This window comes from Ruegeria intermedia, from assembly GCF_900129345.1.
In the GTDB taxonomy this organism is placed as follows: Bacteria; Pseudomonadota; Alphaproteobacteria; order Rhodobacterales; family Rhodobacteraceae; genus Ruegeria; species Ruegeria intermedia.
The window spans coordinates 112434-125187 of record NZ_FQVK01000006.1; the positions used below are offsets into that span (position 1 = coordinate 112434).

14 protein-coding genes are annotated in these 12754 nt (G+C 64.1%); 6 read left to right on the forward strand and 8 right to left on the reverse strand.

Annotated features, from left to right (window positions below; all coding sequences use genetic code 11):
- Window positions 1-13 precede the first annotated feature (13 nt).
- On the reverse strand, window positions 14-925 hold the full coding sequence (locus F3H26_RS06385) for a nucleoside hydrolase (protein WP_149775216.1): 912 nt from the start codon (window positions 923-925) through the stop codon (window positions 14-16).
- Between the two features lie 175 nt (window positions 926-1100).
- On the opposite strand from F3H26_RS06385, the gene F3H26_RS06390 reads away from it, so the two are divergent.
- The 3 genes from F3H26_RS06390 to F3H26_RS06400 all read left to right on the forward strand — a co-directional run bounded on the left by F3H26_RS06390 (window position 1101) and on the right by F3H26_RS06400 (window position 2726).
- On the forward strand, window positions 1101-1991 hold the full coding sequence (locus F3H26_RS06390) for an SPFH domain-containing protein (protein WP_149775217.1): 891 nt from the start codon (window positions 1101-1103) through the stop codon (window positions 1989-1991).
- Window positions 1991-2269 (forward strand): NfeD family protein, encoded by a 279-nt coding sequence (locus F3H26_RS06395; RefSeq protein ID WP_149775218.1) that lies wholly within the window; start codon window positions 1991-1993, stop codon window positions 2267-2269. The genes F3H26_RS06390 and F3H26_RS06395 overlap by 1 nt, the downstream gene beginning before the upstream one ends.
- 94 nt (window positions 2270-2363) lie before the next feature.
- A complete protein-coding gene (locus tag F3H26_RS06400; protein ID WP_149775219.1) occupies window positions 2364-2726 on the forward strand; it encodes an SUF system Fe-S cluster assembly protein in 363 nt (120 codons plus the stop codon).
- A gap of 48 nt (window positions 2727-2774) precedes the next feature.
- Here F3H26_RS06400 and F3H26_RS06405 read toward each other — a convergent pair whose 3' ends face one another.
- Entirely contained in the window at window positions 2775-3089 is a 315-nt protein-coding gene (locus F3H26_RS06405) for a hypothetical protein (protein ID WP_149775220.1), read from the reverse strand.
- Window positions 3090-3283: 194 nt separating this feature from the next.
- On the opposite strand from F3H26_RS06405, the gene F3H26_RS06410 reads away from it, so the two are divergent.
- Window positions 3284-3649: a HesB/IscA family protein gene (locus F3H26_RS06410; protein ID WP_149775221.1), complete on the forward strand. Its 366-nt coding sequence runs from the start codon at window positions 3284-3286 to the stop codon at window positions 3647-3649.
- Here the strand turns inward: F3H26_RS06410 and F3H26_RS06415 are convergent.
- Window positions 3646-4560 (reverse strand): isopenicillin N synthase family dioxygenase, encoded by a 915-nt coding sequence (locus tag F3H26_RS06415; RefSeq protein WP_149775222.1) that lies wholly within the window; start codon window positions 4558-4560, stop codon window positions 3646-3648. The two genes, F3H26_RS06410 and F3H26_RS06415, sit on opposite strands and share 4 nt — an antisense overlap.
- 133 nt (window positions 4561-4693) lie before the next feature.
- Between F3H26_RS06415 and tpiA the strand changes: the two genes are divergently transcribed.
- Both tpiA and F3H26_RS06425 read left to right on the forward strand, forming a co-directional pair.
- A complete protein-coding gene (gene tpiA, locus F3H26_RS06420) occupies window positions 4694-5440 on the forward strand; it encodes a triose-phosphate isomerase (protein WP_149775223.1) in 747 nt (248 codons plus the stop codon).
- 64 nt (window positions 5441-5504) lie between these two features.
- Entirely contained in the window at window positions 5505-6311 is an 807-nt protein-coding gene (locus F3H26_RS06425) for a hypothetical protein (RefSeq protein WP_149775225.1), read from the forward strand.
- A gap of 42 nt (window positions 6312-6353) precedes the next feature.
- On the opposite strand, the gene F3H26_RS06430 is transcribed toward F3H26_RS06425, so the two are convergent.
- The 5 genes from F3H26_RS06430 to F3H26_RS06450 form a co-directional block, all read right to left on the reverse strand.
- Window positions 6354-7730, reverse strand: coding sequence for a TRAP transporter large permease (locus tag F3H26_RS06430; RefSeq protein ID WP_149775226.1), 1377 nt, complete (start codon window positions 7728-7730; stop codon window positions 6354-6356).
- Window positions 7730-8407, reverse strand: coding sequence for a TRAP transporter small permease (locus F3H26_RS06435; protein ID WP_149775227.1), 678 nt, complete (start codon window positions 8405-8407; stop codon window positions 7730-7732). Before F3H26_RS06435 ends, F3H26_RS06430 begins: the two co-directional genes overlap by 1 nt.
- A 108-nt stretch (window positions 8408-8515) precedes the next feature.
- The gene (locus F3H26_RS06440) at window positions 8516-9517 is read right to left on the reverse strand and encodes a DctP family TRAP transporter solute-binding subunit (RefSeq protein WP_149775228.1); all 1002 of its coding nucleotides are present in this window, start codon (window positions 9515-9517) and stop codon (window positions 8516-8518) included.
- 271 nt (window positions 9518-9788) lie between these two features.
- Complete coding sequence (locus F3H26_RS06445; protein WP_149775229.1) at window positions 9789-11018, reverse strand: sigma-54-dependent transcriptional regulator; 1230 nt, start codon at window positions 11016-11018, stop codon at window positions 9789-9791.
- The gene (locus tag F3H26_RS06450) at window positions 11015-12748 is read right to left on the reverse strand and encodes a sensor histidine kinase (protein ID WP_149775230.1); all 1734 of its coding nucleotides are present in this window, start codon (window positions 12746-12748) and stop codon (window positions 11015-11017) included. The genes F3H26_RS06445 and F3H26_RS06450 overlap by 4 nt, the downstream gene beginning before the upstream one ends.
- Between the last annotated feature and the right edge of the window lie 6 nt (window positions 12749-12754).

Genomic DNA, 12754 nt, shown 5'->3' on the forward strand with positions numbered 1-12754 from the left:
GCAATGCAACCCGTCAGGGCAATGTCGCAACCCGCTGCGTGAACAGATCCACGACTTGATCTCCGTTCACGTCGGTGCACACCAGTACCGGCGGGCGCGACGGATCGGGTCGGGTCGCGCCCCGCGCCTCGCCATCCTGGACGACCCGCAAGCCGGTTTCGTGCAGGCCGAACATCGACCGGTGCGAACAGGCGATGACGGCGGTCGAGTCGTGCAGGCCGCAACCGTCCAGCCCCGCCACCTCGCGGTAGAAGTTCAGGTAGAACCGGGAAATGTCACGCAGGAACCCGCCCGTTTCGGGGGCGTTTTTGGCCAGTGACTCGAAATCATCGGCGCGGTACAGCGTTTTCAGCGTGACATCCAGCCCCACCAGAACCGTCGGCGCTGCGGTCGAGAACACCTCGTCCGCCGCAACGGGATCGTGAAAGATGTTGGCCTCGGCATGAGCATTGATGTTGCCGGGGCAGAACACCGCCCCGCCCATGATGACCAATTGCCCGATGTTGCGCGCAAAATCCGGGTCCAGCCGCATCGCGTCTGCGATGTTGGTCAACGGCCCCACCGCGCAGACTGTCAGGTCCTTGCCGTGCCGGCGCGCCATCTCCACCAGGAATTCCGCCGCCGGCAGATCGTGGTTCTGCCCGATCTCGGGGATCTCGGTCAGGTCGCCAAACCCCTCGTCGCCGTGAACGTGCCGCGAGGGCATATGACCGTCCGCGCCTCGTGCGACGCCCGCCCCCGAGGCAACCGGAACGTCCAGACCCAGCCGGTGCGCCAGATAACGGGCGTTGCGGCTGGATTGTTCCACATGCGTGTTGCCGAATACGGTGGTCAGCCCCACCAGGTCGAATTCCGGCGCAGCGGCGGCATAGGCGATGGCCATCGCGTCGTCGATGCCCGGATCGGTGTCGATGATCAGTTTCATCCCGCCCCGATAGCGCAACCAGCCAAGGATGCAAAGCGGTCACAGACCGGAATTTCGGCAGCGCGATGCAGCAATCCGTCGTGGGATTCAAAAACCGTTCCCGTCATACCAGAGTTGAAATTACGCGACTCACTCCCCAAATGTATACAGTCGTACACAACAAAAGAGGACAGACATGACCGAAGACCAGATCATCGGATTGCTTTCATCCAACATCATTTTCCTTCTGGCGGCCGTCCTGATGGTCGTCGTCATCCTGAAGGGCATCAAGATCGTACCGCAATCCGAGAAATACGTGGTCGAACGGTTCGGACGCCTGCATTCGGTGCTGGGCCCCGGAATCAACTTCATCGTGCCGTTTCTGGACGTTGCGCGCCACAAGATCTCGATTCTGGAACGCCAGTTGCCCAACGCCACGCAGGACGCCATCACCAAGGACAACGTTTTGGTGCAGATCGACACATCCGTCTTCTACCGCATTCTGGAACCCGAAAAGACCGTGTATCGCATCCGTGACGTCGATGGCGCCATCGCCACCACCGTGGCAGGCATCGTGCGCGCCGAGATCGGCAAGATGGATCTGGACGAGGTTCAGTCGAACCGCGCACAGCTGATCGAGCGCATTCAGGAAAGCGTTGAAACCGCCGTCGACGACTGGGGCATCGAGGTGACCCGGGCCGAGATTCTGGACGTGAACCTGGACCAGGCCACCCGCGACGCGATGCTTCAGCAGTTGAACGCCGAACGCGCCCGCCGCGCCCAGGTGACCGAGGCCGAGGGCCAGAAGCGCGCCGTCGAGCTGCAGGCCGATGCCGAACTTTATGCCGCCGAACAGACCGCCAAGGCCCGCCGCATCCAGGCCGACGCCGAAGCCTATGCGACCCAGGTCGTGGCCAAGGCAATCCAGGACAACGGTCTGGAAGCGGCCCAGTATCAGGTCGCCCTGAAACAGGTCGAAGCGCTGAACGCCCTGGGGCAAGGCAATGGCAGCCAGACGATCGTGGTGCCCGCCAACGCGCTCGAGGCCTTCGGCAATGCCTTCAACATGCTGAAAGGGGGCAAATGATGGCTGATCCGTTCTGGCTGACCTGGTGGCTGTGGCTGGCGGCGGCACTGGTGCTGGGCATCCTCGAAGTCGCCCTGCCCGGCTTCATCTTCCTGGGCTTCGCGATCGGCGCCGCCATCACCGGGCTGCTTCTGGCAATCCCCGGCATTGCGCCGGGCCTGGCCGTGCTGCTGCTGATCTTTGCGGCCCTGTCCCTGATCGCCTGGCTGATCCTGCGGCGCATGTTCGCCCTGCCGCACGGTCAGGTAAAGACCTTTGACCGTGACATCAACGAATGACCACGATGGCGCCCGGCCCTTGGGCGCCATCCGCCTCTGGACGCTGGCGGCGGCTTTCCCTATATAATCGCTCAGGTAACAAGCCGAGGCATCCATGACCCACCCAAGCGAACAGTTGGAAGGCACCCCGTTGATCGCGCCTTCTACCGTCGAGCATCCTCTGTACGAGTCCGTGGTCGAGGCCTGCCGGACCGTCTTTGACCCTGAAATTCCCGTGAACATCTATGATCTGGGTCTGATCTACACGATCGAGATCAGCGACGACAACGCGGTCAAGGTCATCATGACGCTGACCGCGCCGGGGTGCCCCGTGGCGGGCGACATGCCGGGCTGGGTGGTCGAGGCGATCGAGCCGGTGGCCGGGGTCAAAGAGGTCGACGTCGAATTGACCTGGGAACCGCCCTGGGGCATGGAAATGATGTCGGACGAGGCCCGCCTGGAATTGGGCTTCATGTAACGCCGCACGTCCGGGGGACCCGGCATCGCGATCTTTCTTTGCCTGCGCTCATTTCAGGCCACAGGTTGCCTTGATCTCGGCGGCGCGGGCGTCCAGTTGCTCGACATAGTCGCCCGACAGCATCTTCAGCCTTTTCTGCTCGGTCCCCGCGACCAGCCCCAGCAAGGCGCCGGCCGGCGTGATGGCCAGGATGCTTTCGGCCTGCTGCGCCTGGGCGTGCTTCCTTTCGGCGGCAATGGCTCTCAGATCGCCCTCGGCGGTGGCGCAATTGACCGGATGCCGGGCCGGATCAGCCACGGCCGGAAAGGCAGTCAAGGCCGCGAAAACGCTGCACAAGATCGGGGCGAAAAGGGATCGTGTCATTTCGGGGCCTCCTGTCCCAAAGCGGCGGCGCGATCACACCGCCCCACCTTTAGCATAGAGAGATGAACGCCACGGGCAATCTCGGCCATGGGCCAGGCGCGCCCGGCAGAAAAAGACACGAAACCACCGGGCTGGCTTGAGCCTTTGCCCCGGCCGCCCTAGATTATGAATAACGCGCGAATACGGAGAGCATGATGTTTGGCATTCCCGGCAAGCAGGCCGTGACGATGACCCCGAAGGCGGCCGAGCAGATCGTTCGGCTGATGAAGTCGGGCGGCCATGCCGGCCTGCGCATCGGCGTCAAGAAGGGCGGATGCGCCGGCATGGAATACACGATGGAATATGTCGATCAGGCCGACCCGAATGACGAGGTCGTCGAACAGGACGGCGCCCGGGTGATGATTGCGCCCATGGCCCAGATGTTCCTGTTCGGCACGGAAATCGACTATGAAACCTCGCTGCTGGAATCGGGGTTCAAATTCAAGAACCCCAACGTGGTCGATGCCTGCGGCTGCGGCGAATCGATCAAGTTCGACGAGTCGCTGGCCCAGCAGGGTTAAGGGTTCTGTTTCAGGTGCAGATAGGTTTCCTGAAAGCGCCGGGTCAGATGGTCCCCGGCGCTGATCGTCCGGCCTGAACCGGGCGGCGCGACATTGGTGTCGTAGGACGGGTTGAAGAACAGCGGAACCGAGATCCGCTCGTCCCGACCGCCCCTGACGCGGTGCATGGTGGCCTTGACGCGCCCCGCGGTCCAGAATTCCAGCATTTCCCCGAAATTGATGATGAAAGTGCCAGGGTCAGCCTGCACCGGTTGCCATTCGCCTCCGGGCATTTGAACTTCGAGCCCGGGCTGACCGTCGGTGGCCAGAAGAGTCAGACAGCCATAGTCGGTATGCGCGGCGATGCCGAAATCCTTTGCGCCTGCCCAGTCCGGGCGCCGGGGATAGTAGTTGCCGCGCAGCAAGGCCATCGGCGTGTCGAATGCCCGGTCGAAACTGTTGGCGTCCTGCCCCAGGGCGCAGGCGATGGCCCGCAGGATCCGCATCGCCACCGCACAGGCATCCGCGTAATAGGCTTGGATGACGGCGCGAAACTCGGGCGGCTGCGCGGGCCACAAGTTCGGCGCATAGACGCTCAGCCCCCGGCCCTGATACGGGTTTCCCGGCGGCAATTCGTACCCGCAATCGAATACTCCCTTGTAGTCGGGGTTGGCATCCGGGTCGACCTGCTCGGACCCGGGCGCGCCCCAGCCGCGGTTCGCGCCCGTCCGCGCCATGTCCACCGCCCGCTTGTCGGCGCGCGGCAGGTGGAAGAACGCGCGGTAGGTTTCGATGACGGAACGCACGCGATCTGCGGTCAATCCGGTATTTGAGACCGTCAGAAACCCGACCCGTTGCGCTGCATCGGCAAGGCGCGCCAGATCTTCGGGCGCGCGGCGGTCCAGTTTTGCAAGATCCAGGTCGTCGATCATCGGCATACAGGTCCAATTGGCCCCCGCAGAGTGGCGGCGAAACCGGCGCCTCGCAACCGGAATTGTCACGCCCGGGCAGCGGTGCTAACTGGAGTACAACCATAAACGCATCAACGACCGCGGAGGACCCGACATGCGACGCAAGCTGGCGGCAGGCAACTGGAAGATGAACGGAACCGGGGCCGCGCTGTCCGAGCTGCAAACGCTGGAGCAAAGCCACCCCGCGCCCACGGTCGATATTCTGATCTGTCCGCCGGCCACCCTGATCCACCGCGCGGCGCAAACGGTCGGGGACAGCATCGCCATCGGCGGTCAGGATTGCCATGCCGAACGCTCTGGCGCGCATACGGGCGACATCAGCGCCGAGATGCTGAAGGACGCGGGTGCGACCCATGTGATTCTGGGCCATTCCGAACGGCGCGAGGACCACGGCGAACAGGACGAGGACGTGCGTGCCAAGGCCCGTGCGGCCATGGATGCCGGCCTGGTCGCCATCATCTGCGTCGGCGAAAGCCTCGAGCAGCGCGAAGCCGCCAACACGCTGGACATCATCGGCGGGCAACTGTCGGGGTCGGTGCCCGACCAGTCGACCGGCGAAAACCTGGTGATTGCCTACGAGCCGATCTGGGCCATCGGCACCGGCAAGGTCCCGACGCTGGACGAGATCGGCGAGGTTCACGACTTCATCCGCGCCCGGCTTGAACGTCGGTTCGGCGAGGGTGTGGGGCGGTCGGTGCGGTTGCTGTACGGAGGCTCGGTAAAACCCGCCAATGCGGCCGAGATCTTCGGCGTGTCGAACGTGGATGGTGCGCTGGTCGGCGGGGCCAGCCTGAAGGCCGGCGATTTCTCGGGCATCATCTCGGCGCTCGAACAGGCCTGACCCGTCTGCCGCCAATCGAATGCCGGCTTGGCCGTGCGATCACCTCAAACCCGGGGCCGGAACCATGAAAGTCTGTGTCATCTGCATGAAATGGGGCAATCTCTACGGCCCCGAATACGTCAACCTGCTGTACCGGGCGGTTCAGGACAACCTGTCGATCGAGCACGATTTCATCTGCATCTCCGATGATTTCACGGGACTCGAGCCCGGCATCAAACGGCAGCCCTTTGCCTTTCCCCAGTTGGACCGCCCGCTTTGGACGCATGGAAAATGGCCCAAGCTTCAGATGTTCGACCGCCGGATCGTCGGCCAGTACGATGCGGCGCTGTTCCTGGACCTCGACCTGCTGATCACCGGCGATCTCGACCCGCTGTTCCAGATCACGCTGGACAAGGGCGGGCTGTATCTGATGCCCAAGTTCCGCGGCTTCGTCTGGCGGATGATTCCGGCCGGTTTCTGGGATCTCGTGCCGTGGCTGATGAACAAGGTCACCCGTGGCAATTCATCCGTGGTGGGCTTTGTCCCGTCCCAGCAATATCACCTGTTCGACGAGTTTGACGGCGACACCCATCTGCCGAAATACGAAAACGACCAGAACTATATTTCGGCCCTGGCCTACAGGCGTCGGTGCTTCCCCAAGAACTGGTGCATCGGCCTGATCCACCTGGTGCCCTACTGGCCGTTCGGCCTGATCTACAAACCCTATCGGAACCTGCCCCGGCGTCCCAAGATCGTGATCTTCAACGGCCGGCCCAATCCCGACGAACTTGTCAACGACGACATCGGATCCTGGGGTGCGCGGCGGCGGCGGGCCTACGGAGGCATCCGGTGGGTCGCGGACTATCTGGCGAAATACGGCGACCCGGCCTGAGGGATCCGAACCGGCGCACCGGTTCGGATCGGATCCTTCCCGCTAGTTCGTTATGATCTCGGGGCCCATGAAGGTGTTCGGCAGCACCGTCGAGATCCACGGGATGTAGGTGACCATGATCAGGAACACGAACAGCACCGCCAGGAAGGGCAGCGCGGCGCGGACCACGCTCATCATCGGCATGCCTGCGACGCCCGAGGTGACGAACAGGTTCAAACCCACGGGCGGCGTGATCATCCCGATCTCCATGTTGACCACCATGATGATGCCCAGGTGAATCGGGTCGATGCCCAGCTCGATGGCGATCGGGAAGACCAGCGGCGCCACGATGACCAGCAGGCCCGAGGGCTCCATGAACTGACCACCGATCAGCAGGATCACGTTCACCACGATCAGGAACGCCACCGGCCCCAGCCCTGCCGACAACATCGCGTTGGCGATATGCTGCGGCACCTGCTCGTCGGTCAGAACATGCTTGAGGATCAGCGCGTTGGCGATCACGAACAGCAGCGTCACCGTCAACTTGCCGGCCTCGAACAAGGTGTGCTTCGTGTCAGCGTGGAAGAAGGCGGTAATCAGCGCATGGGGCTTTTTCAGCAGCGACATGTTCTGTTCGCCATCGGCCGTGCGCAACGGCCCCATGTCCTTGTAGACGAAGCTGGCGATGAAGAAGGCATAGACGGCCGCCACCGCCGCGGCCTCGGTCGGGGTGAAGATCCCGCCATAGATGCCGCCCAGGATGATGACGATCAGGAACAGGCCCCAGGCCGCCTCGCGCGCCGATTCAAAGATCTCGCCCCAGCCCAGCCAGTCGCCCTTGGGCAGGTTCTTGACCTTGGCCATGACGTAGATCGTGACCATCAGCATCAGCCCCGCCAACAGGCCCGGAATGACGCCCGCCAGGAACATCCGGCCCACCGAGACCTCGACGGCGGCGGCATAGACGACCATCACGATCGACGGCGGGATCAGGATGCCCAGCGTGCCCGCGTTGCAGATCACGCCGGCGGCGAATTCCTTGGAATAGCCCACCTGCCGCATCCCGGCAATCACGATCGAGCCGATGGCGACCACCGTCGCGGGGCTCGAGCCCGACAGGGCCGCGAACAGCATGCAGGCGAACACGCCCGCGATTGCCAGACCGCCCGGCAGGTGCCCCACGCAGGCGATCGAGAACCGGATGATCCGCCGCGCCACCCCGCCGGTCGTCATGAAGGACGAGGCCAGGATGAAGAACGGGATCGCCAGCAGGGTGAAGTGGCCCTCGAAGGCTTCGAACAAAGTGGCGGCGACCGAGGCCAGCGAGCTGTCGGAATAGATCAGCAGGAACAGAGTCGAGCTGAGGCCAAGCGCCACCGCAATCGGAACGCCGATCAGCAGCAGCCCCACGACCATCGAGAAAAGAAGAACAACGTCCATCAGTCATGCTCTCCCTGCTGGGCCCGGACCTCTTCGATTTCGTCCTCGACCTCGTGACTGGCCACAAGACGGTCGGTTTCACCGCGCCAGATCTGCACGCCCACCTGGGCGAAGCGGATCACCAACAGCAGCATGGAAACCGGCAGCACCAGATAAGGCACGACCTTGGGCAGTTTTTCGTAGTGATCGCCATAGTTTATGAGGTCTTCCAGAAAGCGTAGCGGCGCGACCATGGGAATGTCGTCCACCTCATAGAAACTCTGGCTGCGGGCCGAAAAGTCGAACCCCGTGGGGAACCAGCGCCCCGAAGTCGGCGGCAGATCGGCAAACACGGCCCAATAGTCATAGGCCCCTTTCAGCATCAGCAGCGAGAAAATCAAACAGAAGCCCACGGATACCAACGCCATGACCCGGCGCGGCCCGGGGGCCAGCATGTTCAGGATCGCGTCCACGCCCAGATGGGCGTGCTTCTTGACCGCGTAGGATGCGCCCAGCAGCACCAGCCATCCAAAGGCGAACACGGTCAGTTCCAGCGCCCACAGGATGTTGGAATTGAAGACGAAGCGCGCGATCACGTTGGCGAAGGTCACCGCCGTCATCAGCCCCAGCAGCAGCGCGATCAGGGTTTCCTCGATATGGTCGACCAGCCCCGTCGGGCCGGATTTCGCACCAGACATCTTTCTGTTCCCACGTTTTTCATTGAGAGAATTGGCGGCGGGCCGTCGGGCCCGCCCTGCCCGCCCCTCGGCAACTCGCAGGTTGCCAAGGGGTCGGGCGCGGCCGGATCAGAATCCGGCGTTGATGGCCTGCGCCGCGTCGATCTTGTCCTGACCGACGTCACCGGCGAACTTTTCCCAGACCGGCTTCATCGCATCGACCCAAGCCTGACGCTGTTCCGGCGTCAGTTGGCGGATGGTGCCGCCGGCGTCGATGATCGCCTGCTTGGCCTGCTCGTTCACGGCAAACGCCTCTTTGTTGCGCTGCTCGGTCACCTCGGCGAGGATGGTCAGGAACTGGTCACGCACGTCCGGATCCAGGCTGTCCAGCCAGTCCACCGAGGTCACGACCAGATAGTCGATGATGCCGTGGTTGGTTTCGGTGATGCCGTCCTGCACCTCGAAGAACTTCTTGCCGTAGATGTTCGACCAGGTGTTCTCCTGCCCGTCCACAACGCCCTGCTGCAGGGCACCGTAAACCTCCGAAAAGGCCATTTTCTGCGGGCTGCCGCCGATGGCTTCCATCTGCGCGACCAGCACGTCCGAGGACTGCACGCGGAACTTGAGCCCCTCGGCGTCGCTGGGCAGAAGCAGCGGCTTGTTGGCCGACATCTGCTTCATGCCGTTGTGCCAGAAGGCCAGCCCCTGCAGGCCACGGCGTTGCATGCTGTCCTTCATCTCCTGGCCGGCCTCGGACGCCTGGAAGGCATCCACCGCGTCGATGTTCTTGAACATGAACGGCAGGTCGAACAGGCGGAACTGCTTGGTGAACTTCTCGAATTTCGACAGCGAGGGCGCGGCCAGTTGCACGTCGCCCTGCAGCATCGCCTCAAGCACCTTGTCGTCATTGTAGAGCGTGGAGTTCGGATAGACCTCCATGCACATCTTGCCGTCCATTTCCTCGTTCACGCGCTTTTCCAGCAGCGAGGCGGCGATCCCCTTGGGGTGCTTGTCGGTGTTGGTCACATGCGCGAATTTGACGACGATCTCACCGTCGTCGCATTGGGCGAAGCCGGCCGTCGCGGTCACGGACAGGGCCAGAGCGGTTGCAGCTGTTGCAAGGAATTTCATGTTGATGTCCTCCCAGACGTTTTGAAACCTCCGTTGGCGCCCTCCAAGGCGCCAGATGCGCAGAAGTGAAGCGAATCGGACGCAGCCGATCAACGTTTCGGCGAGCCTGCGGGGATTTTGATTTTTTTTCTTTATTTTCTGTGTCTTAAAAAGCGTATCCAACATACCTGAATGGCCGCCCGGAGAGTGCTGTGCGAAAATCCGCACAGCAAGGTGCGCGCCCGTGCGAAAAACCGCACACCCGTCGAATCGACCGCGAATCGACATCGGCCTAGCGGCGATAGTCCTCGGGGCGGATGCCGTAACGCGCCAGCTTGTCATAGAAGGTCTTGCGCGGAAGCTTCAGCGACCGCGCAGCCTCCGAGGCCTTGCCGTTGTGCCGCCCCAGCGCCGCGATCAAAAGCGACCGCTCGACCCGGGCCATCTGCTCGGCCAATCCCAGATCGGCCGCCGCCGCCACCTCCTCGGGCATGCCCAGGACAAAACGCATGGCAGCCGACATCAGCGACCGGGCGTTGCCCGGCCAGTCGCGCGCCATCAGGCTGGCCAGGTGTTCGGGCGTGACGTCGGGCGCGGCGATCCCGGCCTGTTCGGCCGCCTGGGCCACATAGTGACGAAAGATCACCGGGATATCCTCGGGGCGTTCCGCCAAGGACGGCACCCGAACCCGCATCACGTCCAGCCGATAGAACAGATCGGCGTTGAACTGGCCCTCGGCCACCAGCGCGGCAAGATCCGCGGTCGTGCCGGCGATGATGCGCACCCCGGCGCCCGCTTCGATCAGGTCGAGCGTGGCGTATTGAGTGGCCTCGGGCATGGCCGACACCTCATCGAGAAACAGAGAGCCGCCGGCCGCATCCCCTGCCACCTGTCGCAGGTCCTGCGCCGTCAGCCCGGCCGCCGGGCGCTTGACGAACGGCCCCTGCGCGCGCGGCGACATCAGGTGGACAACCTCGGCAACCTTGGAAATCCCGCTTCCCGGCGGACCGGTCACCAGAACCTCGGCCTGGGTCGGGGCCACGCTGCGCACGCGGGCACGCAGGTCTTCGGCCTGGGGCGAGTGTCCGAACAGCAGCCGCGCGGCCGGGTCGCCCTTTTCCAGCTCGCGTTTGGCCCGGCGTTCGGCCAGCACCTCGGCCCGCTTGGCAAAGGCCCGATCCAGCACCGCCAACAGATCCGCGGCCGCGCAGGGTTTTTCCAGAAAGTCAAACGCCCCCTGCCCCATGGCCTGCACCGCCATGGGTATGTCGCCCTCGCCCGTCAGCAGGATCACCGGCAGGTCGGGATCGACCGACCGGGCATGCGCCAGCAGGTGAAACCCGTCGCGCCCCGGCATGCGGATGTCGGACAGGATCACGCCGGGAAAGCCGGCTTGGATATGATCCTTGGCGGCCACGAACGACCCCGCCGGAATGACCGTCAGTTCGGCCAGTTCCAGCGTCTGGGCCAGGGCCTCGCGCACGGCGGCGTCATCATCGACCAGCAGGACCGAGCGGATCATGCGGCGGCTTCCTTTTCGTACGGCTCCAGTTCGACGGTGAATTCGGCACCATCCTCGGTGTTGGCGCCGCGAATCTCGCCGCCGAAGCTTTGCACCAGACCGTACGAGATGGACAGGCCCAACCCCATCCCCTCGGACGAGCCGACCGTCTTGGTCGTATAGAACGGCTCGAACACGCGGTCGGGGTCGGCGATGCCGGGGCCGGTGTCGCGGATGCCCACCCGGATGCGCTCGGCCCGGTCAAGGGTGATGGTCAGCTGCCGCCGGTCGCGGCCCTCCATGGCGTCAGCGGCATTGTTGATGAGATTCACGAAAACCTGCACCAGCCGCACCTCGCCGCCCCAGGCCGGAACGGGGGCATTGGGCGGGCGCCACTTGACGGCGATACCGTCGGATTTCAGGCGGCTTTCGGTCATCTCGACGGCGGTGTTCAACACCTGCACCAGATCGACCTTGCCCATCGGCTCGCTTTCATTGCGCGCAAAGGCCCGTAAGTTCTTGATGATTCGCGCCATTCGCGCGGCCATGTCCGCGATCCGGCCCAGGTTTTCCCGCGCCTTTTCGGAGTTGCCCCGGGCCAGAAAGGCGGCGCCGTTGTCGGCGAACTGGCGGATCGCCATCAGCGGCTGGTTCAATTCGTGGCTGATGCCGGCCGACATCTTGCCAAGCGCGCTGAGCTTGCCGGCCTGGACCAGATCGGCCTGCGCGCGTTTCAGCGCGGCTTCGGCCTCCTGCCGTTCGGCCACTTCGCGACGCAGGGCGGCGTTCGCGGCCGTCAGCGCGCGGGTGCGCTGAGCCACGCGGCTTTCCAGAACCGCGTTGGCCTGCGCCAGGGTGCGCCGACGTTCGGTAGCCAGAAACAGCAAGGCCCCGAAAGCAAGGCAGATCGCCGCCACCGCCGCTGCCTGCAAGGCGGCAAGCCGGCGGGCGGGCGCGACATCCATCAGCACCTCGCCCGTCATGCCGATCACCGGAAGATCCCGGGTCAGGTGCAAGGCCCGCCGGGGCAGATACGGCCCCCACCCGATGGTCCACACTTCATGCGGACCGATCCGGGTGGACCGGAAGTCCCCCGCCGGCTGACCGGGGGGCCGCAGTCCCACCTCGCCCGGTGGTCGGGACCAGAACAGCAGCTCGGACCGGTTGGTGATGAAAACCTGCCCCGACCGGTCGACGAAGAACACCGCCTCGGTGCTGCCGCGCCAGGTGCGTTCGACATCTTCGACATCGGCAATCACCATCAACACACCGCTGACCCGTCCGTCGGGCGCAAAGGACGGCGCGGCGTAGGAATAGATCCGGTTCCCGGTCTCGCCCAATACGCCATGCGCGCTGCCCAGGGCGCCCTGCATCGCGCGCCGAAACGCCGGGTATTCGGCCACGCTGCCCCCGACTACGTCCTGCGCCGCCGCCAGCACGCGACCCGAGGTATCCGCAAAGATCACATCCACCGCCGAGGACTTGTCGGCAACCTCCAGCAGCAGCGCCCGCGCGGCGGCCCGGTCGGCCTCGGTTTCCAGGTTGCGCAGCGCCGGATGCTCGGCCATCAGAACCGCCAGTTCCTGATACACCTGCAACTGCGAGCTCAGACGGTCCGAGGCCAATTCCAGATCTGCCTGCGCCTTTTCGCTCAGCTGAAACAGGGCCTGCCGATAGCCGTAGGACCACACCCCGGCCGCCAACAGCGCGACCGCCAACAGAAACCCGACCGGAACAAGAAGCCTTTGCATGTTACA

Bases quoted from the DNA above. Each gene is read 5' to 3' on its own strand.
- F3H26_RS06415 (WP_149775222.1), bottom strand. From the start codon at position 4,560: ATGATCGACGACCTGGATCTTGCAAAACTGGACCGCCGCGCGCCCGAA.
- tpiA (WP_149775223.1), top strand. From the start codon at position 4,694: ATGCGACGCAAGCTGGCGGCAGGCAACTGGAAGATGAACGGAACCGGG.
- F3H26_RS06450 (WP_149775230.1), bottom strand. From the start codon at position 12,748: ATGCAAAGGCTTCTTGTTCCGGTCGGGTTTCTGTTGGCGGTCGCGCTG.
- F3H26_RS06400 (WP_149775219.1), top strand. From the start codon at position 2,364: ATGACCCACCCAAGCGAACAGTTGGAAGGCACCCCGTTGATCGCGCCT.
- F3H26_RS06430 (WP_149775226.1), bottom strand. From the start codon at position 7,730: ATGGACGTTGTTCTTCTTTTCTCGATGGTCGTGGGGCTGCTGCTGATC.
- F3H26_RS06405 (WP_149775220.1), bottom strand. From the start codon at position 3,089: ATGACACGATCCCTTTTCGCCCCGATCTTGTGCAGCGTTTTCGCGGCC.
- F3H26_RS06445 (WP_149775229.1), bottom strand. From the start codon at position 11,018: ATGATCCGCTCGGTCCTGCTGGTCGATGATGACGCCGCCGTGCGCGAG.
- F3H26_RS06425 (WP_149775225.1), top strand. From the start codon at position 5,505: ATGAAAGTCTGTGTCATCTGCATGAAATGGGGCAATCTCTACGGCCCC.
- F3H26_RS06390 (WP_149775217.1), top strand. From the start codon at position 1,101: ATGACCGAAGACCAGATCATCGGATTGCTTTCATCCAACATCATTTTC.
- F3H26_RS06385 (WP_149775216.1), bottom strand. From the start codon at position 925: ATGAAACTGATCATCGACACCGATCCGGGCATCGACGACGCGATGGCC.
- F3H26_RS06440 (WP_149775228.1), bottom strand. From the start codon at position 9,517: ATGAAATTCCTTGCAACAGCTGCAACCGCTCTGGCCCTGTCCGTGACC.
- F3H26_RS06410 (WP_149775221.1), top strand. From the start codon at position 3,284: ATGTTTGGCATTCCCGGCAAGCAGGCCGTGACGATGACCCCGAAGGCG.
- F3H26_RS06395 (WP_149775218.1), top strand. From the start codon at position 1,991: ATGGCTGATCCGTTCTGGCTGACCTGGTGGCTGTGGCTGGCGGCGGCA.
- F3H26_RS06435 (WP_149775227.1), bottom strand. From the start codon at position 8,407: ATGTCTGGTGCGAAATCCGGCCCGACGGGGCTGGTCGACCATATCGAG.